Here is a 22,743-nt window from a genome sequence, read left to right on the forward strand (position 1 = left end):
CAAATGAAGCTAAGTATGAAACTATCGGTTTTATACTTAGCTTTTTTGTGCTTTATACTGTTAAAAGACTATTTTAATAGGTTTTGATGAGAGTAAAGCTTGTTTGTTCACATGGAAGACATAAACAAAGCTTATTTAGCGTAAACTAACTACTAAAATTGGTTTTTGGACCAAATCTAGTCTGCTATAATAAATAATATTAGATGATATTAATTACAACCTGGAGGAAACAAAAATGAGAAAAATACCAGTTGTTGTTTCTCTTGCTTTGTGTTTTAGCCTAGTAAGTCCTAGTTTGTATGCTAGTGCAGATACTATAACTGCGGACCAAATCACTAAGGAAGCAACAACCGACACTACAGAACCTACAACTATTGACCAGCCTAGCAGAATGGACAACTCGCAAACCGCGCCACAGAAAATGACAGCATCATCCAGTGAAGAAGCTGCAACTACTAACTCAACTGAAGAGGAAAATACACCTAAAAATAATTTGAAATCAACTTCTGAAAACAGCAAAACATATGCTGAACTATTTCCGGATGTTAATTTAGCCAAAATAATAGCTAAAAATATTAGTGGAACAGAAGATATTAATGCAGAAGTATCAGAAGCAGAATTACAAACTATTACTAATTTAGTAGCAACAAACCAGAATATTACGAGCTTAACTGGCATAGAGCATTTAACAGCGTTAGAAAATATCAATGTGAATAACAATGAGCTCAGGACAATAGATTCGTTATTTAATATGCCAACCTTAAAATCAATTAGCGCGAATAATAATAAAATAACGGGGAATTTTAGTTTGGTAAAAACTTTGCCGGAATTACACACGTTAGAAGTGCTTGGTAATGCAATTACAGAGTTAGATATTGAAAACCAACCTAACCTAGTAACTTTGTCGGCAGATGAATTAGAATTGAAAAAGCTAACGTTGAAAAATTTATCCCAATTAAACGGACTAGGAAGAATAGCTTCCAGTATTTCTATTGACTGGGGTGATCTAGAGAGCGTCACTTTAATGAATTTACCAGAAATAATAAGCGTAGATATTAGTGGGAATTATTTAGACAGTGATGATATACATTTGGAGAACCTTCCTGCAGTTAAGAACCTGGATATCAGTAGTAATGAACTAACTCGGCTACCGAAAATTAACGATTTTCCGCTTCTGACTACAATTAATGTAAGAAGTAATAAAATAGATAGGCTAGAATCAAGTAAACTAGTCGATGTACCAAAACTTGCGACACTAAATGCGGATAAACAAGCCGTTACGCTTTCAAAAACGATAGCAGCAGGGAACTTTACGATACCGAATAACGTTGAGAACTTAGCGGGACAAATGGTTACACCGAAAATAATTTCCAACAAAGGAACTTACTCTGATCAAAGCATCGCATGGGCAAGCGGAGAACTATCAGGCTTATCAAAAGTTTCTTATACATTTGATGAAGTGATTAATAGTCCGGCAATTGCTGGCAAGTACACTGGAACAGTAAACCAACCAATTGAAGTCAAGGCAGTACCTGTAATTGTAGCGGATAAGAGTGTTTCGTACGCGCCCGTAAATGCAAAAGATGAGGCGACATTTTTACAAGATATTCGTGCGTCTGCTTCGGAAAACGCACAGATTACTAGCGATTATAGCGAGGTAGTCGACTTTGCAACTCCGGGAGATTATACAGTCACGCTACATGCTAAAAATGAGTTTGACTTAAAGGCAGATCCGGTTACCGTTGTCGTGCATATTAATGATATTCAAAAACCACAAGTCGCGGTTAACTCGAACGATATTTCATTTGAAGTAGGAACAGAATTAACTAGTGAAGTGCTTCTTGCTAAATCTGGCGCGGTAGTTACGGATCTATACGACGAAGCAATTAAGATGGAAGTTGACTTGTCCGAAGTGGATTCAAGCAAACTTGGAACGTATGAAGCGACGATAATAGCAAAAAGCAAAAGTGGTGCTTCCTCGGATCCAATCAAACTTTCTGTTAAAATAGTCGATACCGAAAAACCTATTATTCAAATTAACAATCCGGAAATAATTATTGAAAAAGGCAGCGAATTAACAGAGGGTCAAATCATTGACCAAGTTGGAATAACTGCAACAGATAATTATGATCAAGATTTAAATATCCACATGGATTTATCTAAAGTAGATACTTCCAAGCCAGGCAGTTATGAAGTAACCATTTATACAGAAGATTCATCTGGTAATCGTTCAGAAACAGTAACGATCACCGTGAAAGTACCAGAAGCTAGAATAGGGAAAATTACTATTCAATATATGGATAGTGAAAACAATGAATTAGCTGAAAGTAATACGATTACTGGCGAAGTTGGTGAAACGTATGAAACACTTGCTAAAGAAATTGAAGGCTATACGCTAAAAGAAAATCCAGCTAATTCAAGTGGGGTTTTTGAAGAAACTAGACAAACGATTCAATATATTTACGTGAAAGATATAATTAACCCAGAATTTCCAGTATACAGCGAAAACAACGTAACACCAGAACTCCCAAGTAACAATAATAACTCGGTCAATGGGTCCAGGCAAACACCAAGTAAATCAGTAAAGAAACAGTCAAAGGCATACTCGAAAATTAATCAAATGCCAATGAATCTTCCAGAAACAGGAGATAGCACAAATTTACTCTTTATTTTTATGGGTGTTCTGTTATTAGCTGGATTAACCCTCTCTAAAGCTAAAAGAAAAAATCAATAAAAAAACACCTCGTAAATCTTGCACTGACATGGAAAAATGAGAATGAAATAAAAACCCTTTAAATTAGGCTGCTTGTTTCCTGAAATTAATAGGAGATTGGTAGCCTAATTTTTGTTGAATTCGTTTTTCGTTATAATATTTAATGTAATCTTTTACGATTTGGATTACAATAGATTTAGCGTATTTATACGCTGTTTTATGGTAGAATGTTTCGCACTTTAGCGAGGAATGGAAACATTCTATGGGAGCGTTGTCTGCGGGTGTCCCTTTTCGGGACATACTGCGGATAACGTTTTTCTTTTTACAGCACTGATAATATTCATAAGATGTGTACACCGAACCTTGATCGCTATGAAGTAAACTTCCTTCTGGAAGGGACAACTGATTTAATGTATCTAGCACTAATTCTGTGTCTTGTTTTTCGCCAATGGAGTAGGCAACGATTTCTCCATTATACAAATCCATAATGCTTGATAAATATAAACGGCAGTCTCCGAAATAAAGGTAGGTGATATCGGTAGTTAATTTTTCCAGCGGCTGACTAGCTTGAAAGTTTCGATTTAAGTGGTTTTCTGTTTGATAGTAGGCGGAGCCTGGTCGATTTTTCTTTTTTGCTTTTACCTGACATTGCCACTGATATTTTTGCATAATACGCTGTACTTTATTGATGCCAACTTGTTCTTCTTGTTTCATTAATGCGGCGATTTTTCGATAACCATAAGTGAACTGATATGCTTTACATAACTGCCCTATTTTTTCTCCAATGAGCTCTGTGCGAAATCTTTCTTTTTCCAGCGATAATAGGTAGATAAAGGTACTTGTAGTATTTGACAGATATCTTTGACAAGATACTTTGTTTTTAGCTCTTCTACTAACAAAACAAAATATGCTGGATTCACTTCCTTTCCAATGCCTTGTACTTTTTTAAAATTTCCAGTTCTAGCTCTTTTTGCCGAAGAGCTATTTTTAATTGTTCTATTTCTGGTAATTCAGGCACCCCTTTTTGGTATTTATATTGTTTACCTACTCCTTGGTGAAACCTGTGGGTTTCTTCATTTCGATACCAGCGCCACCAAGTTTTCACTTGTGTTGGATTTTTGATGTTTAATGTTCTCATAATTTCTTTGGTAGATTTACCTGCTAATTTCATTTTGATAGCTTTTTCTTTTATTTCTGCTGGATACATTACTTTTGTACTCATAGAAACACCTCCGTTAGTTTCATTTTACATGAATCCAACGAAGGTGTTTTTATCTTATTCTCATTTTTTAATGGCAGTGCCAATATACTTTACGAGGTGTTTTTTATTTCTTTTTAAATAATAGTAACGGGGCACTGATTAAAAGAAGCAAGGCTCCGAAGATAGTGGATGATTTACTTTGGTCAGTATCACCAGTTGTTGGTAAAGAGCTATAAGTTGTTTTTTCTACAGAATTACTAGTACTAGGATTAGTATTATCATTAGCTGGTTTTACAGTTACAGGCTTATTAACTACTGGATTAACTGGTTTAACCGGTTCAACTGGATTAACAGTAATTGGTGTAGGTGTTACGGTATCTTTTTTATAAATATAATCAACTGTTTGTGGAGTATCAGTGAAAGTACCAGTTGCGTTTGTAGGTGTAGTTTCTATAGTATAACCGGTAATTTTTTTGCTTTCTGACTGATAATTACTATTGATAACTCCAGTTAGTGTATCTGATTCTGCGATTTTATTACCATTGCCATCAAGATAATTCACAGTGATGTTTGCCCCAGCTACAGGTGCAGGAGTAGACACATGAACGGTGACATTTAGTGTATTTGAGACGTTACCTGCTTTATCGGTTGCTTGAACATTGACCGAGTAATCACCACTAACTGCTAAATTAACTGCGGAAGTAAAATTGCTTGTAAGACTAATAGTGGAGTCATAATTATCAGTAACGCTAGCATGAATGTCTGTTAAAAATTGTTCTTCCGTAACATTACTTCCAGGGCTGTATGTGATTTCTGTTTCTTCTGCTTTAACAACTGGTGCGCTAATATCTTTTGGTTTTAAAGAGCCAGTGGAGGTGGATTTGTTACCAGCTTTGTCTTCGCTTGTAGCTGTTGCGGTCGCAACTAAAGAATCAATCTTGGCTTCTCCACCTTCACCTGAATAAGAAGTTTTCCAGTCGAACTTTACTTTTGCTTTGGATAAACTATTCCAACTTGTTACTTTGTCGAATTTAAAAGTAACAGTGTTAGTGGAATTGTCAAAGCTAGTTGTCCCAACTTGGTTTGTAATGTCTTCCCCACCAACAGAAACCTGTAAGTCCGTATAGTTCATGCCACTTGGTAGCGCTAATTTTATTTCCAGTTTATAGTCTTCCTGGGTTTGATTCGTTAAAGTTGGAAATGTAAGAGTGGATGTGTATTTATATGGGACATTCTCATTGGTATTTTGTAGTAATGCAATATTATTTGTATCGTGAGTATCAGCAAGTGCAGAAATAGGTGTAAGTGCTATTTGACTAGCTAGAGAACTTAAAACTATAAGGCTAGCGATAGTTTTTTTCTTATTAAACATTATTTAAATAACCTCTTTCCTTGAATTGGGATTTAATGTAATTAAAGTATAGCACTCGATTTTGGGGCGTTAGTTTAATTCTAGTAGCATTAATATGGTATATTTTGTCGAAATAATGACTAATGAGAATCATAAAAAGGTAAATCGTTAATTTAAACTTTAACAGTTAGCGCTATTAAGTACTTTTACTCAGAAAACCTCTACCATCTTCTTGTTATTTCAGCTATAATGAAGTAATTGAAAACTAAATTAAAGGATATACAAGGAGGAAAACGATTTGAACATTATGATTGCGCTGATTCCTGCATTACTTTGGGGAACAGTCCCGCTAATTATTACAAAATTTGGCGGTTCAACAAGACAACAAACGATGGGAATGACACTAGGGGCACTCACTTTTGCGGTAATCGTTTTCTTCTTTACTGATCCAGTTTATACGCTTAAAACAGTAGGGATTAGTTTTATAACAGGATGTTTATGGACTGTTGGTCAGATGTTCCAACTGCAAGCATTCAAAATTATCGGTGTTTCAAAAGCAATGCCGATTTCTACAGGGATGCAATTAGTTGGAACAACACTTTGCGGGGTAATCTTATTTCATGAATGGGATACGACACTTCGAATTATTTTAGGTTTTATAGCATTAGCTCTTATCGTCGGTGGAATTTTCTTAACATCTTATGCTGAAAAAGAAGAAGATGGTACTAATGCATTAAAACAAGGTTTGATCACATTATTCATTTCTGCTTGTGGTTATGTTGGCTTAGTTGTTCTAATTCAAGGTTTCAAAATCGATGGAATTAATGCGATTTTGCCGCAAGCGATTGGGATGGTTATAAGTGCGCTAATTATGACACACAGTGGTGGTACGGAAAAACGCTTCAATAAACGAACTCTCTTACTTACTATTCCAGGAGTGATTTGGGCAGCTGGAAACGTTGCGATGGTTCACGCTAACCAACTTGTTGGAGTCGCAACTGGTTTTTCACTTTCGCAATTAGGAGTTGTTATCTCAACTATTGGAGGTATCATACTTTTAAAAGAAAAGAAAACGCAAAAAGAAATGCTTTTTGTTATTGTGGGCGTAGTTTTAGTTGTTCTCGGCGGGATTTTAATCGGCGTTGCAAAAGGCGCTTAATTAATTATTTCGTTTAGCGTGAAAAATGATATAATAATACTAATTGTTTTATTTTTAAGGAGGGAATTGTGTTGCCTGAAGAGAAAAATACGTTTTATATTACAACACCAATCTATTATCCAAGCGGAAAAGCGCATATCGGCCATGCTTATACGACTGTTGCGGGGGACGCGATGGCTCGTTATAAACGTTTAAAAGGATATGATGTGTTTTACTTAACTGGAACAGATGAGCACGGTCAAAAAATCCAAGCGAAAGCGAAAGAACGCGGAATTTCTGAACAAGAATACGTGGATGAAATCGCAGAAGGCTTCCAAGAACTTTGGAAAAAACTAGAAATTTCTAATACGGATTTTATTCGTACAACACAAGACCGTCATAAAACATCGGTTGAAAAAATCTTTGAACAACTTTTAGAGCAAGGCGACATTTACTTAGGTGAATACGAAGGTTGGTACTCTGTTTCTGATGAAGAATACTTTACAGAAACACAGTTAGAAGAAGTATATAAAGATGAAAATGGCAAAGTAATCGGCGGAAAAGCTCCAAGTGGCAATGAAGTCGAACTTGTTAAAGAAGAATCCTACTTCTTCCGCATGAGCAAATATGCGGACCGTTTAGTAGAATATTATAATTCCCATCCAGAATTTATCCTTCCTGAATCCAGAAAAAATGAAATGATTAATAATTTCATTAAACCTGGTTTGGAAGATTTAGCAGTATCTAGAACAACTTTTGATTGGGGTATTAAAGTTCCTGGTAATCCAAAACATGTTGTTTATGTATGGATTGATGCGCTTTCTAACTATATTACTGCGCTTGGATATAATACGGACAATGATACGAAATTCCAAAAATACTGGCCTGCTGATGTACAAATCGTTGGGAAAGAAATCGTTCGTTTCCACACAATTTATTGGCCAATTATGCTGATGGCACTAGACTTACCACTTCCCAAAATGGTATTCGGCCATGGCTGGATTTTAATGAAAGATGGTAAAATGTCGAAGTCCAAAGGTAACGTAGTAGATCCTTATATGCTGATTGACCGCTACGGCCTAGATGCGCTTCGTTATTACTTATTACGCGAAGTTCCATTTGGCTCAGATGGTTTATTTACACCAGAAGACTTTGTTGATCGTGTGAACTTTGATCTTGCCAACGATTTAGGAAACTTGCTTAATCGTACAGTAGCAATGATTAACAAATACTTTGATGGTGAAATTCCGGCTTATCAAGGTAATGTAACAGAATTTGATCAAATTTTAGTAGATTTTAAAAACAATGTGGTGAAGGAATATGAAGGTAGCATGGATCACATGCAATTCTCTGTAGCTTTAAACCAACTGTGGTCACTAATTTCTCGTACAAATAAATATATCGATGAAACTGCTCCATGGGCACTTGCCAAGGACGAAGATAAACGCACAGAACTTGCAAGCGTAATGACTCATTTAGCGGAAAACTTACGTATTATCGCAGTGCTTTTACAACCATTCTTAACAAGAACTCCGGGCGAAATCTTCTTACAACTAGGTTTACAAGAAGAAAACTTGAAAAAATGGGATAGCATTTATGGATATGGTGAAATTCCAGCAGGCACCACTGTGGTGAAAAAAGGTACGCCAATTTTCCCGAGACTTGATGCAGAAGTGGAAGTTACCTATATTCAAGATGAAATGAAAGGCTCTGCACCAGCGCCTGCCGAAGAAGTGGCGGAAGTTGAAGCACTTGAAACACCGCAAATCGGCATTGAAGACTTCGACAAAATCGATCTTCGTGTTGCAGAAGTAAAACAAGTAGATAAAGTGAAAAAAGCAGATAAACTTCTTTGTTTCCAATTAGATTTAGGAGAAGGAAAACTACGCCAAGTGCTTTCAGGCATTGCCGAATTCTATCAACCAGAAGAACTAATCGGCAAAAAAGTTATCGTCGTTTCTAACTTAAAACCTGTGAAACTTCGCGGACTAATGAGCGAAGGAATGATTCTCTCAGGCGAAAAAGATGGCAAGCTAAGCGTAATTGAAGCAAGTAGCGCACTTCCAAATGGTGCGAAAGTAAAATAGTAAAAACGAGTCCTAATTCACTTGAATTAGGGCTCATTTTTTTCGTTTAAAAAAACTTTTAAAAAAAAGATTGCATATTGCAAACGATTACAATATAATGTAACTATACTTACTTAATTCATTGAACGAAGTAAGTTGTCAGCCAGAAGTAAAGGAGCTTGAAAATGGATATCTTAAGAAAAGGGAATAAAGATTTAATTAAAGACATAAACCGCTATACAGTACTGAATTTAATCCGTGAAAAAGGAGAAATCACGCGGACTGAGATAGCCAAAAAATGCGATTTTGGGATGTCTACATTAACGTATATTTTAGATGATTTACAGCAAGAAGGCATTATTTTGGAAGGTGCCGAAACATCATCTACTGGAGGCAGGCGTGCCAAGCTAGTCAGATTTAATAAAGATTATGGATTTGTTGTTAGTGTCAAAGTAGAAGAGGAACAACTTCTTTTTGCGTTGACTGATTTAAATGCAGAAATCATTGAAAATACTTCTATACCATTTTCTTCAGAGAAAAAACCAGAAGAAGCAATTGAGTTGATTGCTAAAAATGTGAAAAAGATGTGTGGAAACAGAGATATGAACCATTTGCTAGGAGTTGGAATTGCGATTTCCGGTCTAGTTAATCGTAAAAAGGAACAGTTATCCGCTCTACTATGTTAGGGTGGGAAAATGTCGCTTTAGAAGCAATGCTACATGCTCACTTTCCAGATATTCCAGTGTACGTAGATAAAAATATAAACTGCTACACACTTGCAGAACTGTGGTTAGGTGAAGGGAAACAATCAAATAATTTTGCCACAGTTTCCGTTGGAGCTGGACTTGGTTTATCCGTTGTTATTAATCGCCAAATTTATTACGGTGCACAAGGTGGAGCTGGTGAATTCGGACATACAACGATTCAGCCAGGTGGATACAAATGTCACTGTGGTCAAAAAGGATGCTTAGAAATGTACGCATCCGAATTTTATTTCCGAAATCGTGGCGAAGAATTAAAAGAAGCATATCCCACATCAGAATTAAATGATTTTCATTTTGATAAAGTGGCGAAAAGTGCTCGAGCTGGAGACGAAATGGCGACGGAACTCATGGGTAAAATGGGTGAATATTTAGGATACGGGATTCGAAATATCATTAATACTTTCAACCCAGAAAAAGTTATCATTGTCGGTGAAGGTTTGCATCATAGAGACTTATTCTTAACTAAAATTGATGAAATTGCTTCACAAAACTTTTTTTCAGGGGCTGGCTTTGAAACGGAAATTACTACAACTTCTTTAGAGGATCCTGCATGGTTACAAGGTGCGGCTTTACTAGTCATTCACCAATTATTCCAAGTGCCAATCTATGAAGAAGAACAAACTTTACTACGTTAAAAAGTACATAAACTATTTCAGGAGGTTATTTTTACATGGTTGGTATGACTAGAAAGAAAACACTCTTTTGGCTATGCATATTCTTGCTACCCAATTTACTAGGTTTTCTCATTTTTATTGCAATCCCAATCCTTGGCTCGCTTGGTATTAGTTTTACCGATTGGGACTTAGTGAGTACGATTCACTTTACTGGATTTGAAAATTACAAAAGGCTATTTAATGACCCAGAATTTTGGAAATCGTTTAGAAATACAATCACGTTCATCATCGGTTATTTACCAAGTGTAATGATTCTTGGTCTTGCGTGTGCCTTGATGTTAAACCAAAAAATTAAACTAAGACCATTTTTCCGAGCAGTGTACTTCTTACCCGTGATCACTTCATGGGTAGCTGTTTCACTCGTTTGGAAATGGCTTTTCAACCCTTCGTACGGTCTGATCAATTACTTCTTATCTTTAATTGGTATTGCAGGACCAAACTGGTTAACTGATCCACAAACGGCGATGATCGCTGTGATTATTACCAGTGCGTGGAAAGATATTGGTTTCGTTATGGTATTATTCCTTGGTGGTTTGCAAAATATTTCACCATCTTACTACGAAGCTGCCAATATGGACGGAGCGTCAAAACTTCGCCAATTATTCTCTATTACCATCCCACTTCTTACTCCAACCACATTCTTTGTGACGATAATATCTCTTATCAACTCGTTCCAGGTGTTTGACCAAGTGATGATTATGACTGAAGGTGGTCCAAGTGGAGCGACGATGACCTTAGTCCAAAATATTTACAACCATGCATTTAGATACTTCGAAATGGGCTATGCTTCCGCGATGAGTTGGATATTGTTTATTGTTATTTTCATCATTACAATTATTCAAAATAAACTTCAAAAAAGGTGGTCCAATTACTAATGAAAACAGAAAAAAGTGGTTCACCAAAATGGCAACTATTTAAAAATATTCTTACCTATACAATCATCTGTCTTGGTGGGATTATCATGCTTATGCCGTTTGTCTGGATGGTATCAACTGCATTCAAAACAGGCGCAGCGAATATGGTATTACCACCACAATTTATTCCTAAAGAACCGACAACTGCGAACTTCACTCAAGTATTTGAAATGTTCCCAATGTTGCGATTTTTAGTTAACTCCGTGATAGTTGCAGTTGTAACAACACTCGGTCAAATGCTGTTTTGTTCAATGGCAGCGTATGCATTTGCCAGAATTCCTTTCTGGGGTCGCGATAAACTATTTTTACTTTACTTGGCAACAATGATGGTACCGGCTCAGGTTACGATGATTCCACAATTTATCTTGATGAAACAATTTGGCTGGTTAGATTCTTATGCAGGTTTGATTGTACCAGCATTATTCAGCGTTTTTGGTACATTTTTATTACGTCAAGCATTCATGGGAATTCCGAAAGAATTAGAAGAAGCTGCATTTATGGATGGAGCAAATCATTTTACTATTTTCCGAAAAGTTATCTTGCCGCTTGCAAAACCTACATTTGCGACACTTGGAATTTTAACTTTTATGCAATCTTGGAACAGTTATTTATGGCCATTAATCGTGACAAGTTCACAAGAAATGGCAACTTTACCTTTAGGATTATCTCTTTTACAAGGTAGATATGGCACGAATTACGGCTTAATGATGGCGGGAGTTCTTATTAGTGTTATCCCGATTTTAGCAGTGTACCTTTTTGCTCAAAAATATTTCATCCAAGGAATGGCAATGAGCGGAATGAAAGAATAAAAAACCAACAAAAAAGGAGTGTTACAAATGAAAAAAGGTTTATTATTGTTAATGGTAGTTGTACTGTCTGTATTTGGTCTTTCGGCTTGCGGCGGTGGCAGTAGTAGTGGCGATAAAACAGAAATTACGTATTATCAATTCTCTGCACCAGCTGATGGAAAAGCACTTGATGAAATGGTAAAAGAATTTGAAAAGCAAAACCCAGATATTAAAGTAAACGTTCAAACAATCGCATTTAATGATTACTTTACGAAGCTGCAAACGCAAATCGCAGGTGGAGATGCTCCTGATGCTTTTGAACTTAACTATGAAACATTCATGCAATATGCTGAAAAAGGTGTACTTGCAGATTTAACAAGCTATATCGAAAAAGATAAAGATTTTGATCCATCTACACTGAACAAACAAGCGTATGATGCTTTCAAATATGACGGTAAACAATACGGAATGGTCGAAAGTTTCTCCAACGTTGTAACTATTTATAATAAAGATCTTTTTGATAAAGCGGGGGTTGAATACCCAACGGCTGACTGGACTTGGAAAGACGAAGAAGCGGCAGCAAAAAAATTAACAGATTCTAAAAATAAAGTATGGGGTACTTCCCAACCGGTAACAATGAACGAATTCTACAAAGTAGCAGCGCAAAATGGTGGTTCGATTTTCAATGAAGATTTAACGGAAACAACTATTAACAGCCCTGAAAATGTGGAAGCACTGACTCACTTAACAAATGAAGTAACTGATTCAAAAGTTGCGCCTTCACCAGCTGATTTATCTGGACAATTACCAGAAGATTTATTCATGAATGGTCAAATTGCAATGCTTCACACAGGTATTTGGTTGTTCGATATGTTCCAAGATGCTCCGTTCAAATGGGATGTACAAGTAGAAGCAGGTAACACACAAAAAGCAACCCACTTCTTCGCGAACGGAATTGGTGTTTCTAAAGACTCCGATAAAAAAGAAGCTGCATTCAAATTTGCTTCCTTCATGAGTGCGAACGAAGAAGCAGCAAAAATCAGAATTGATAATAACTGGGAACTTCCAGCAACTGAAAACAAAGAAATTCTACAACCATATTTAGATGCAACTCCTCCAGATAATAGAGAAGCGGTATTCGAATCTCTACAATATATGGTATTACCTCCAGTTGTGAAAGATTGGAACAAAATCAGTGATTATACAAACTCTGAATTCGAAAAAGTATTAAATGGCGATTCTACCCCAGAAAAAGCACTGAAAAACAGTGAAGACAACATCAACAAAACAATGGGATTTAAATAAGTAAAACGAGTGGCAGGGACGTTTGTAAGTATCTTTACAAATTAGACTGCCACTTTAGTATATCCAAGAAAGGAAATAGAACATGTCTAAATTCACAAAATTAATGCAGGGTTACTTGCATTTAATAGAAGGAAAAAACGAAAAAATCAAACTAATTTTGGTGGAAACAAAGCCCGATTTTCAAGTGGACTCCGTTCTTGAAACCGCAACATGGCTATGGCTCGGAAGTAAAATAAACCATTATGATAGAGCAGAAGTAGAGCCAGTTATTACTTTTTTAGTGGAAAACTGGAACCGTCCAGAAAAATCTGTTGGGAGTTCTGCGGAGAACGACATTTATTTAGCAACGATTTCAAGTGTATATGCTGCTTTACTAGATGTGAAAAACACGTTCCCAAAGCCAGAATTACAACAAACAATTACAACCATTCGCGACTATTGTTTTGATAATTTACTAAAAGGCGATAGCGTCCTTACTGGTTTTAACACGCGAAAAGTGTCAACTGACCAATTATTATCGGTCCTTCCATTTGGGCTTTTCTCACCAGAAGATCTTGTTATGGTAGCGGCAGTTGGTAAAATGGAGCAGCAATTAGTGCAAGATGACGGCGTTTTGCCATATTCAGGCGCACCAAAAGTTAGCTCATTCGCGACGGCGTTATTGGCCCTTTACTTCTTGGAAAAAAGCGACCAAGACAAAGCGCTACATTATTTAAATATGGCGATGAAAATGGAGGATAATGACAAATTAGGCATGATTTTTATCGCAATTAATCAAGCTTTCCGTGCGATGGAAAGTGAAGTAGCAGCACATATTTTACATGATCCTTTTGGACATGAGAATCGTTACGAGCAGCAATTAACCGAACGTACACCGCATTATCCAGAAACAGAAATGCATTTTTCGGCTGCGTGTGAAGTTATTTCCGATGTAGAAGCTATGCAAGTAGAGCTTGTCTTAAAAGAAAAAGACTGGACCATTTTATGTGAGAAAAAGGAAAAAAATGACGTGCAAATCTGGGAAGCACTTGTGCCGCCGCTAGAAGAAGTTGGCGAGTATACGTACTATTTCCAAGCGACTTTAAAAGATCAAACCATTTTGACCTCGGAGGATTATATTGTCGAACCAATCTGGAAACATTGGTCAGAAGAAGCGGCAATTTGCGAAACGAACAAAGGCTTAATGGTGTTATTTAAAGAAAATCCCTCGAGCGTTATCCCAGTTGAATTTACTGTGCAATCGGATGAACTTGTAGTAGGACTGAAACCGTCATTTAAGGCGAGTAATATAAAAACAAAAACATCCGGTCAACTGAAAAAAGGCGATATAGAGATTGTTATTTCCAATAATCCGGTTCGCATGGAAGTGCATTTTAAAAATAAATTAGTCTTAGAGTCCCATAAAATTTACCCAGCATTGCAGTGGTATACAGATAAAACTGGCACAATCAACAAAGTTAAACTACATTTAGATGCGCCGAAAGAAGAAGAGTATTACGGTTTCGGCGAACGATACAATGCGCTAGGTCAACGCGGGAATGTGCTTGATTGTTTTGTCTATAATCAATATCGTGATCAAGGAACGAGAACATATATCCCAATGCCGTTTTACCATACAAACCGAGATTATAGTGTGTTCGTTGATACTGCGCGCTATACAAGTTTCGATTTGGGGAGCCAACTAGCTGATAAACATACCATTACAGTCGAAATAAATGGCTGCGATACAGATATCTGTCTTTTAATGGGAGATATTCGTAGTGCGGTTGCTAGCTATATGAAAAAAACTGGGAAACCGGCGATGGTACCAGTTTGGGCGCTTGGACCGTGGATGTCTAGTAACAACTGGGACCGTGAATCTGTCGTTCGAACGGAAGTGGAAACGACGCAAGAATTGCAAATCCCATCAACCGTTGTCGTGCTAGAACAATGGAGCGATGAAGCGACCTATTATATGTTCAATGACGCCGAATATGACGAAAAAGCACCATCCGAAGCATATTCCTACGATGAAATTAGATTCCCTTCATGGGGCAGATGGCCAGATCCAAAAGGAATGGTTGACTACATTCATGACAATAAAATGAAATTAATTCTTTGGCAAATCCCGATTCAAAAATACTTAAATCGTCAACAACATCCACTAAAAGACCGCGAAGAAGCCTATATGATTGAAAAAGGCTACGTAGTGAAAAATCCAGATGGCTCACCGTACCGCATTCCAGAAAACTGGTTCACAGAAAGCTTAATTATGGATTTCTCCAACGAAGAAGGTAAAAAATGGTGGTTTGATAAACGACAATACTTGATTGATATTGGCGTCGATGGTTTTAAAACAGATGGCGGCGAATTCGTCTTTGGTGAAGGTTTGCAATTTGCTGATGGTAGACGTGGTGATGAAATGCGTAATCTTTATCCGAATGATTACGTGGAAGCTTACTACCAATTTGCTCAACAAAATGATGGGATGACGTTTAGCCGTGCGGGTTATACTGGCGCGCAAAATTTCCCGGCACACTGGGCTGGTGACGAACGTTCCACTTTTGATGCGTTTAGAAGATCGCTTATTGCTGGCCTATCAGCTGGATTTTCCGGAATTCCGTTTTGGAGCTTTGATTTTGCGGGCTTTAACGGTGACATTCCAACGGCCGAGCTATTCATTCGTTCTGCTGAAATGGCTACTTTCTGCCCAATTATGCAGTATCATGCTGAAAGTAAAGCGGAATTTAATCAAGACCGGACACCGTGGAACATTGCTTCACGGACTGGTGACGACTCGGTTATCCCTATTTATCGCCATTTCGCGAATGTTAGAATGAATATTTTACCTTATATTTATAACGAATCATTAAAATGTGTTGAAACTGGCTTGCCGATGATGCGTGCGCTTTTGTTGGATTATAAAGAAGATCCACGTGTTTCTGATATGTATGACCAATACTTATTCGGGGAAGCGATGCTGATTGCACCAGTAATTGAAGACGGCGTGCGCTCGAGAGAAGTTTATCTGCCAGAAGGAACTTGGTATGATTTCTGGAATGGAACAAAAGTGAGCGGACCAACTTTACGCAAATGTAAAGCTGATAAAGAAGAAATTCCAGTTTTCGTCCGTGGTGGAAAAGCAGTACTATGTAATGTAGACGCTACGTTGAAACTTGGCTCATGGGTTGGAAATACCGTTGAAGAGTACGATACTCCACTACTAAAAGTCTATTTAGACGGAGATTTCACAGAAGAAATTACCGATCATTTATTCGGAAAATGGCTAGTGAAAGTAACCGAGAATGCGGATGAAGTAATCGTTTCTGTTCAAACAAATACGGCTTCCTATGAAGTTGAAGTAATCGGCACAACCAAAAAAGTACAAATAAAGAAAGGAAGATAACGATGGATGCTTCCACAAGTTTTGCGATTCTACCATCTAATGTAAAACAAAAAACAGCTTTCGAAAGAAAAGTAAATCAAGTGAAAGCGGCTAGTTGGGCGAATAATTGCCTGACTGGTACGCTTGATATCGGTCAGTTCAGCTGCTATTTTGTTAATGAAAAAATTGCCCGCGTGACGGTGAACCCATTTGGCGATGTGGATTTAACGCCTTCGATTGCGGCGATTCATGATAACGAAAAACAAGCTGCAAAATTCACGGAAACTAATGACTGCTATGAGCTTCATTTCGCGGATAAAGAGATTATCGTTTGTAAAAATCCTTTCCAAATTATTATGAAGCAAGCAGGGAAGCGTATCTTCCAAACAGAAGGCCTGGCAATTAATCGCGACAAAGAACACCAAATTTCTATTCAAAGCGAACCAGGAACCGCGATTTTTGGCTTAGGTGAAAAAACGGGAGCTTTAAACAAAGCTGGCTCCATTATTAGTATGTGGAACACGGATGTATACAGTCCACATAATAAAGATACAGTGGAATTATATCAGTCTATTCCTTTTATGATTGCGGACACTGCAAAAACAACATATGGCTTATTTTATGATAATTCGCACCGTACAGAATTTGATTTTCAAAGTTTTGAAGAAATGTATACCGTCTTAGCAGAAGGCGGGCAAGCGAATCTTTATATTATTTTTGGCGAAGATGTAAAAGAAGTTGTCGCGAATTATACCGATTTAACTGGGAAAACGCCACTTCCGCCTAAATGGTCGTTAGGTTATCATCAGTCGCGATACAGCTACACCTCGGAAGAAGAAGTGGAACGGATTGCGAATACGTTTAAAGAAAAGGAGATTCCACTCGACTGCGTATTCATGGACATACATTATATGGATGATTTCCGCGTGTTCACTTTTAATCCGGATACTTTTCCGAATGGTCCAGAATTAATTGCGCGTCTTCGCGAACAAAATATTGACGTTGTGCCGATTGTTGATCCGGGAATTAAAAAAGATGTCGATTATTCCGTTTACCAAGAGGGCATCAAAAACAATTATTTCTGCACTAAACTAGAAGGGTCGATTTATTATGGTGATGTTTGGCCGGGTGTCAGTGCTTTTCCTGATTTCCTAAGTACGACCGTTCAGCATTGGTGGGGCAGTTTGCACAAGTTTTACACAGATTTAGGTATACGAGGGATTTGGAATGATATGAATGAGCCGTCTGTATTTAATGAAAGTAAAACGATGGATTTAGATGTTGTGCATAATCTAGACGGGAAAAATGTGACCCATAAAGAAGCACATAATTTATACGGATTATATATGAGTAAAGCTACTTTCGAAGGTTTAAAACGACTTGTGCCAAATGAACGTCCATTTTCGCTTACTCGTGCTGGTTATGCGGGTGTTCAGCGTTATTCGGCGGTTTGGACGGGAGATAATCGCAGTCACTGGGAGCATTTAGAAATGTCGCTACCGATGATTATGAATTTAGGATTATCGGGCGTTGCGTTTACCGGTGCCGATGTTGGCGGATTTTCTTCGGATTGTACGAAAGAAATGTTGATTCGCTGGACGCAAGCCGGTGCCTTTTTACCATATTTCAGAAATCACTGTGTCCAAGATAGCATTTACCAAGAGCCATGGGCTTTTGGTGCGGACGCAGAGAAAATTGTGAAGCAATATATTGAATTGCGCTATGCCTTTTTACCGTATATTTATACAGAATTCCAAAAAACGGCAGAGAGTGGTTTGCCGCTCGTTCGGCCACTTTATATGGAATTTAAAGATGAACGCGATTTAATTCAAGTAAACGATCAATTTATGCTTGGTGAAAATATCCTCGTTGCGCCAATCGTTCGCGAAGGCCAAGCGAAGCGCCTAGTTCGTTTACCAAAAGGGCTTTGGTTTAATTATTGGACAAAAGAGCAGTTCGTGGGCGGCGACTATATTATCGCAGACGCGCCGATTGATACCATGCCAATTTACATTAAAGCAGGAACAATTCTGCCAGTTGGTAGCAGCGTTCAAAATACAAAAGAGACGCAAGAATTGACATTAGAAGTTTACTTAGATAGTGAGACAGCAACTGGTTACGTGTATAATGATGATGGGAAAAGTTACCAATATGAAAGTGGCGCAGTATCCAAAACAAAACTCACAGCTACTTTCAAAAATGGCGAAGTACTAATAAATGCTACCCATCAAGGTGAAGCAAACTTGCAGCAAAAAGTAACTACTATACAAGTGTTTGGAGAAAAAATAGACAAAATTACAAGGGCGGGAATTTAATCGATGAAAGAAAAAGATTGGTGGAAAAAAAGCGTAGTGTACCAAATCTATCCAAAGAGTTTTAATGATTCGAATGGTGATGGAGTTGGTGATATTCAAGGAATTATCGAGAAATTAGATTATTTAAAAGAGCTTGGTGTAGACGTTATCTGGTTGTCCCCGGTGTACGATTCGCCGCAAGATGACAATGGTTACGATATTCGCGATTATCAAAAAATTTACGAAGAATATGGTGACATGGCGACTTTTGATCAATTGCTTCAAGGTTTACACGACCGCGATATGAAACTCGTAATGGACCTAGTTGTAAACCATACTTCTGATGAACATAAGTGGTTTGAAGAATCTCGGAAATCCAAAGATAACCCATATCGCGATTACTATTTCTGGCGCGAGGAAAACGAAATCAACAACTGGGGTTCCATTTTCAGCGGTCCGGCATGGGAATTAGACGAAAAAACAGGCGAGTACTATTTACACCTGTTCTCCAAAAAACAACCTGATTTAAACTGGGAAAACCCTAAATTACGCCAAGATGTATATAATATGATGAAATTCTGGCTAGATAAAGGCATTGATGGTTTCCGCATGGACGTAATTAATTTTATTTCCAAAAACACCGATTTCCCAGATGGTCCAGTGCCAGATGGTCAAATTTACGGCGATGCTGGCAATGATTTCTGCAATGGACCACGGATTCATGAGTTCTTGCAAGAAATGAACCAAGAAGTTACTTCCAAATACGATGTGATGACTGTTGGTGAAATGCCTGGTGCTAGTACAACTGACGCGCAGATTTATACGAATCCAGCAAATAACGAAGTCGATATGATTTTTACATTTGAACATATGAACTTAGATTCCGATGGCGACAATAAATGGGATTTGAAACCAATTTACTTACCAGATTTAAAAGAAAACATGTCCGAATGGCAAGTGGCGCTTCAAGAAAATGGCTGGAACAGCTTATACTGGAACAATCATGACCAACCACGAATCGTTTCTCGCTTCGGAAATGACAATCGTTTCCGCGTTCGTTCAGCGAAAATGCTCGCAACTTGTCTGCATATGATGAAAGGAACGCCGTACATTTATCAAGGTGAAGAAATCGGGATGACGAATGTTCATTTTGAAACGCTAGATGATTATCGTGATATCGAAACGCTAAACATGTACAAAGAACGCAAAGAGCAAGGCCACAGTCACGAAAGCATCATGCAGTCGATTTACACAAAAGGTCGCGACAATGCGAGAACCCCTTATCAGTGGGATAATAGCGAGAATGCTGGCTTCACAACCGGAACGCCTTGGCTTAAAGTCAACCCGCGCTATACAGAAATCAACAACGAAGAAGCGCTGAAAAACCCTGATTCCATTTTCTACTACTACCAAAATCTTATTAAGTTACGAAAAACGACTGAAATCATCACAACTGGTAATTATCGCCTGTTATTACCTAAAGACGAAGCGATTTTCGCATATGAACGCTACACAGAAAATGAAAAATTAGTTGTTTTATGTAATTTCACAGAAGAAGAACAAGTTATTTCTGATGAAAACATTTTGAACGAAATCCAAAAAGGTTCCGTGCTTGTAAACAATGTTCCAAATATTATAGAAGGAACTTTACGACCTTACGAAGCAATCGTTTATCAAATCAAGTAAATCTCAGGAAAGCCACCATTTGCTAGGTGGCTTTTTTTGTATGCATCAAAAATTATAGTATAATAGAAGGAAATGATTTTATTAGGAGGAATTCTCTTGCTATTTGATACGCATGTACACCTTAATGACGAGGCTTTTGATGATGATATAGAAGAAGTAATAAAACGCGCGCAGGAAAACGATGTGACTCGTATGGCCGTGGTGGGCTTTAATAAAGAAACAATTGACCGGGCGCTTGAATTAGCGGAGAAATATGATTTTATCTCATTAATCGTCGGCTGGCATCCCACAGACGCTATTACCTTTACAGACGAAGATTTAGAACGGCTTCGTGATTTAGCACTGACACACCCAAAAGTAGTTGCTTTAGGCGAAATGGGCTTAGATTATCACTGGGATACTTCGCCAAAAGAAACGCAATTCGAGGTTTTTAGAAAACAAATCCGTTTAGCGAAAGAAGTGAATTTACCGATAGTCATTCACAACCGCGAAGCAACGGAAGATGTTGTTCGTATTTTGCAAGAAGAACACGCCGAAGAAGTAGGCGGAATTATGCATTGTTTTGGTGAAACTGTCGAAGTAATGGAAGCATGCTTAGCGATGAATTTTTACATTTCGTTCGGTGGAACAGTCACTTTTAAAAACGCAAAATTACCGAAAATTGCAGCCCAAGCTATACCAATTGACCGTTTATTAATTGAAACTGACGCACCTTATCTCGCTCCGACCCCAAATCGTGGAAAAAGAAATGAACCTGGATACGTCAAGTTAGTTGCCGAAAAAATTGCAGAACTGAAAGAAATGAAATATAGCGAAATCGCTACGCACTCAACAGAAAACGCGAAAAGACTATTTAGAATCAAAGACTAATTGTAACATGATTGTAATATAAGGCCCAGTCTGTAACCCAATCTTAAGCTTCGCGGAGATAAAAATCGTGACTGGGACAAAAACCCTTATTTTATGCCTACGACCAGAGACGTAGAAAAATGACACATTTCTGTTACATTTGACACTTTAAAAGAATGTTACATTTAAAAACGGCTTTATATCAACGTTTATCCAATAAGTTTGCGAAAATATGAACAATCCATATAAAAAATTGACAGTTCTTCCCTCCCCTGTATATAATCACTAGCGAAGTAGAAAGGGGAGAAATACATGACCATGGAAAACAGCAGTAACGTAGCCCAATCATCAAAATGGAAATTACCAATCATGATTGCAGGATTTGTTATTGTAGTAGCATTGGTTTTTTATTTCGTTTTCGAAGGAACTAAAAACGATATCACTATAGTAAACGCTGGTGAAAAAATTGAATCAAGAACACATGCTAAAACTGTTTCAGAAGCATTAGACGAAGCAGGCATTAAAGTAAGTGAACGTGATGAAATTGCTCCAGGAAAAAATGCAGAAATCAAAGACGGCATGGAAATTAAATATTTGCCAGCTCGTCAAATTACAATAAATGATAATGGTACTAAAAAAGACGTTTGGAGTACAAAAGCAAACGTAGCAGACTTGCTTAAAGATGAAAATATTACAACTCGTCCGCAAGATGTATTAAACGTAGCATTAGATACTAAATTGAAAAATGGCCTTGAAGTGAACATTAATCGTGCCATTCAACTTTCCTTACAAAACGGAGCAAAAAAAGATACAGTATGGACAACAAAAACAAAAGTTAGTGATTTACTAGCTGAGAAAAATATTAAACTTGATCAAGATGACCGTGTGTCACCTGCGAAAGACAGTAACTTAAAGGAAAAAATGACTGTAGAAGTTACATATGTCAATTCAAAAGCAGAAAAGAAAAATGAACAAGTTAAATTCGAAACAGTATACAAAGAAGACGATAGCCTAAACAAAGGCGTTGAAAAAGTCGTTCAAGAAGGTAAAAACGGCAAAAAAGTTGTTGAGTATAAAGTAACATTTGAAAATGGCAAAGAGAAAAAACGCGATGTCATTAAAGAAAATGTTACTTCTAATAAAACTGATAAAGTAGTTGTACGCGGCACGAAAGAAAAAGTGGTTGCAACACCAGTTTCTAACGTATCCACTTCAAGTGCAACGTCTTCATCATCGTCATCAGCATCATCAACTCCATCAGGTGGTAAAACATACAAAATGGAATCTACTGCATATTCAGGTGGCGGTACTACAGCTTATGGTATCAACCTAAGTGCTAACCCTGGACTAAAAGTAATTGCGGTTGATCCACGAATTATTCCACTTGGCTCTAAAGTTTGGGTTGAAGGATACGGAGAAGCAATCGCTGGAGATACTGGCGGCGCTATCAAAGGAAATATCGTTGATGTGTATTTCCCAAATGAAAGTCAGTGCTATTCATGGGGTAGAAGAATGGTGACTGTCAAAGTATTAAACTAAATTCGTATAAAAACGAGGCTGACTCATAGGGCCTCGTTTTTTCTTTGTCCAAAATGTGGTATGATGTATTTACTTATTTTATAAAAAAGGATGTAGT

At 37.5% G+C, this 22,743-nt stretch carries 12 protein-coding genes and 2 pseudogenes; 12 read left to right on the plus strand and 2 right to left on the minus strand.

All coding sequences use genetic code 11. From position 1 onward, the window contains the following. Positions 1 to 235 precede the first annotated feature (235 nt). Complete coding sequence (locus CKV70_RS00820; protein ID WP_014930797.1) at positions 236 to 2,734, plus strand: lmo0171 family class 1 internalin; 2,499 nt, start codon at positions 236 to 238, stop codon at positions 2,732 to 2,734. A gap of 63 nt (positions 2,735 to 2,797) precedes the next feature. On the opposite strand, the pseudogene CKV70_RS14585 reads toward CKV70_RS00820, so the two are convergent. Beyond that, positions 2,798 to 3,935: pseudogene (locus CKV70_RS14585) on the minus strand (IS3 family transposase). A 103-nt stretch (positions 3,936 to 4,038) separates the two neighbouring features. Next, on the minus strand, positions 4,039 to 5,286 hold the full coding sequence (locus CKV70_RS00830) for a MucBP domain-containing protein (RefSeq protein ID WP_014600402.1): 1,248 nt from the start codon (positions 5,284 to 5,286) through the stop codon (positions 4,039 to 4,041). A 277-nt stretch (positions 5,287 to 5,563) separates the two neighbouring features. Here CKV70_RS00830 and CKV70_RS00835 point away from each other — a divergent pair, with 277 nt between their 5' ends. The 11 genes and pseudogenes from CKV70_RS00835 (at position 5,564) to CKV70_RS00885 (ending at position 22,646) form a co-directional block, all read left to right on the plus strand. Further along, positions 5,564 to 6,424, plus strand: coding sequence for a GRP family sugar transporter (locus CKV70_RS00835; RefSeq protein WP_003722706.1), 861 nt, complete (start codon positions 5,564 to 5,566; stop codon positions 6,422 to 6,424). Between the two features lie 65 nt (positions 6,425 to 6,489). Continuing rightward, the gene (gene metG, locus CKV70_RS00840) at positions 6,490 to 8,490 is read left to right on the plus strand and encodes a methionine--tRNA ligase (RefSeq protein WP_255297979.1); all 2,001 of its coding nucleotides are present in this window, start codon (positions 6,490 to 6,492) and stop codon (positions 8,488 to 8,490) included. Between the two features lie 164 nt (positions 8,491 to 8,654). Next, positions 8,655 to 9,868 (plus strand): annotated as a pseudogene (locus CKV70_RS00845) (ROK family protein). Positions 9,869 to 9,903: 35 nt separating this feature from the next. After that, the gene (locus CKV70_RS00850) at positions 9,904 to 10,782 is read left to right on the plus strand and encodes a carbohydrate ABC transporter permease (protein ID WP_003722709.1); all 879 of its coding nucleotides are present in this window, start codon (positions 9,904 to 9,906) and stop codon (positions 10,780 to 10,782) included. Continuing rightward, positions 10,782 to 11,630: a carbohydrate ABC transporter permease gene (locus tag CKV70_RS00855; protein ID WP_003722710.1), complete on the plus strand. Its 849-nt coding sequence runs from the start codon at positions 10,782 to 10,784 to the stop codon at positions 11,628 to 11,630. Before CKV70_RS00850 ends, CKV70_RS00855 begins: the two co-directional genes overlap by 1 nt. Before the next feature lie 27 nt (positions 11,631 to 11,657). Continuing rightward, positions 11,658 to 12,914: an ABC transporter substrate-binding protein gene (locus CKV70_RS00860; protein ID WP_014600404.1), complete on the plus strand. Its 1,257-nt coding sequence runs from the start codon at positions 11,658 to 11,660 to the stop codon at positions 12,912 to 12,914. 82 nt (positions 12,915 to 12,996) lie between these two features. Further along, entirely contained in the window at positions 12,997 to 16,299 is a 3,303-nt protein-coding gene (locus CKV70_RS00865) for a glycoside hydrolase family 31 protein (protein ID WP_014600405.1), read from the plus strand. Positions 16,300 to 16,301: 2 nt separating this feature from the next. Then, the gene (locus CKV70_RS00870; RefSeq protein WP_014600406.1) at positions 16,302 to 18,593 is read left to right on the plus strand and encodes a glycoside hydrolase family 31 protein; all 2,292 of its coding nucleotides are present in this window, start codon (positions 16,302 to 16,304) and stop codon (positions 18,591 to 18,593) included. A 3-nt stretch (positions 18,594 to 18,596) separates the two neighbouring features. Then, the gene (locus tag CKV70_RS00875; protein WP_003733141.1) at positions 18,597 to 20,258 is read left to right on the plus strand and encodes a glycoside hydrolase family 13 protein; all 1,662 of its coding nucleotides are present in this window, start codon (positions 18,597 to 18,599) and stop codon (positions 20,256 to 20,258) included. A gap of 96 nt (positions 20,259 to 20,354) precedes the next feature. Next, the gene (locus CKV70_RS00880; protein ID WP_014930801.1) at positions 20,355 to 21,128 is read left to right on the plus strand and encodes a TatD family hydrolase; all 774 of its coding nucleotides are present in this window, start codon (positions 20,355 to 20,357) and stop codon (positions 21,126 to 21,128) included. Positions 21,129 to 21,419: 291 nt separating this feature from the next. Further along, the gene (locus CKV70_RS00885; protein WP_003733142.1) at positions 21,420 to 22,646 is read left to right on the plus strand and encodes a resuscitation-promoting factor; all 1,227 of its coding nucleotides are present in this window, start codon (positions 21,420 to 21,422) and stop codon (positions 22,644 to 22,646) included. Positions 22,647 to 22,743 lie beyond the last annotated feature (97 nt).

This window comes from Listeria monocytogenes, from assembly GCF_900187225.1.
Taxonomy (GTDB): Bacteria; Bacillota; Bacilli; order Lactobacillales; family Listeriaceae; genus Listeria; species Listeria monocytogenes.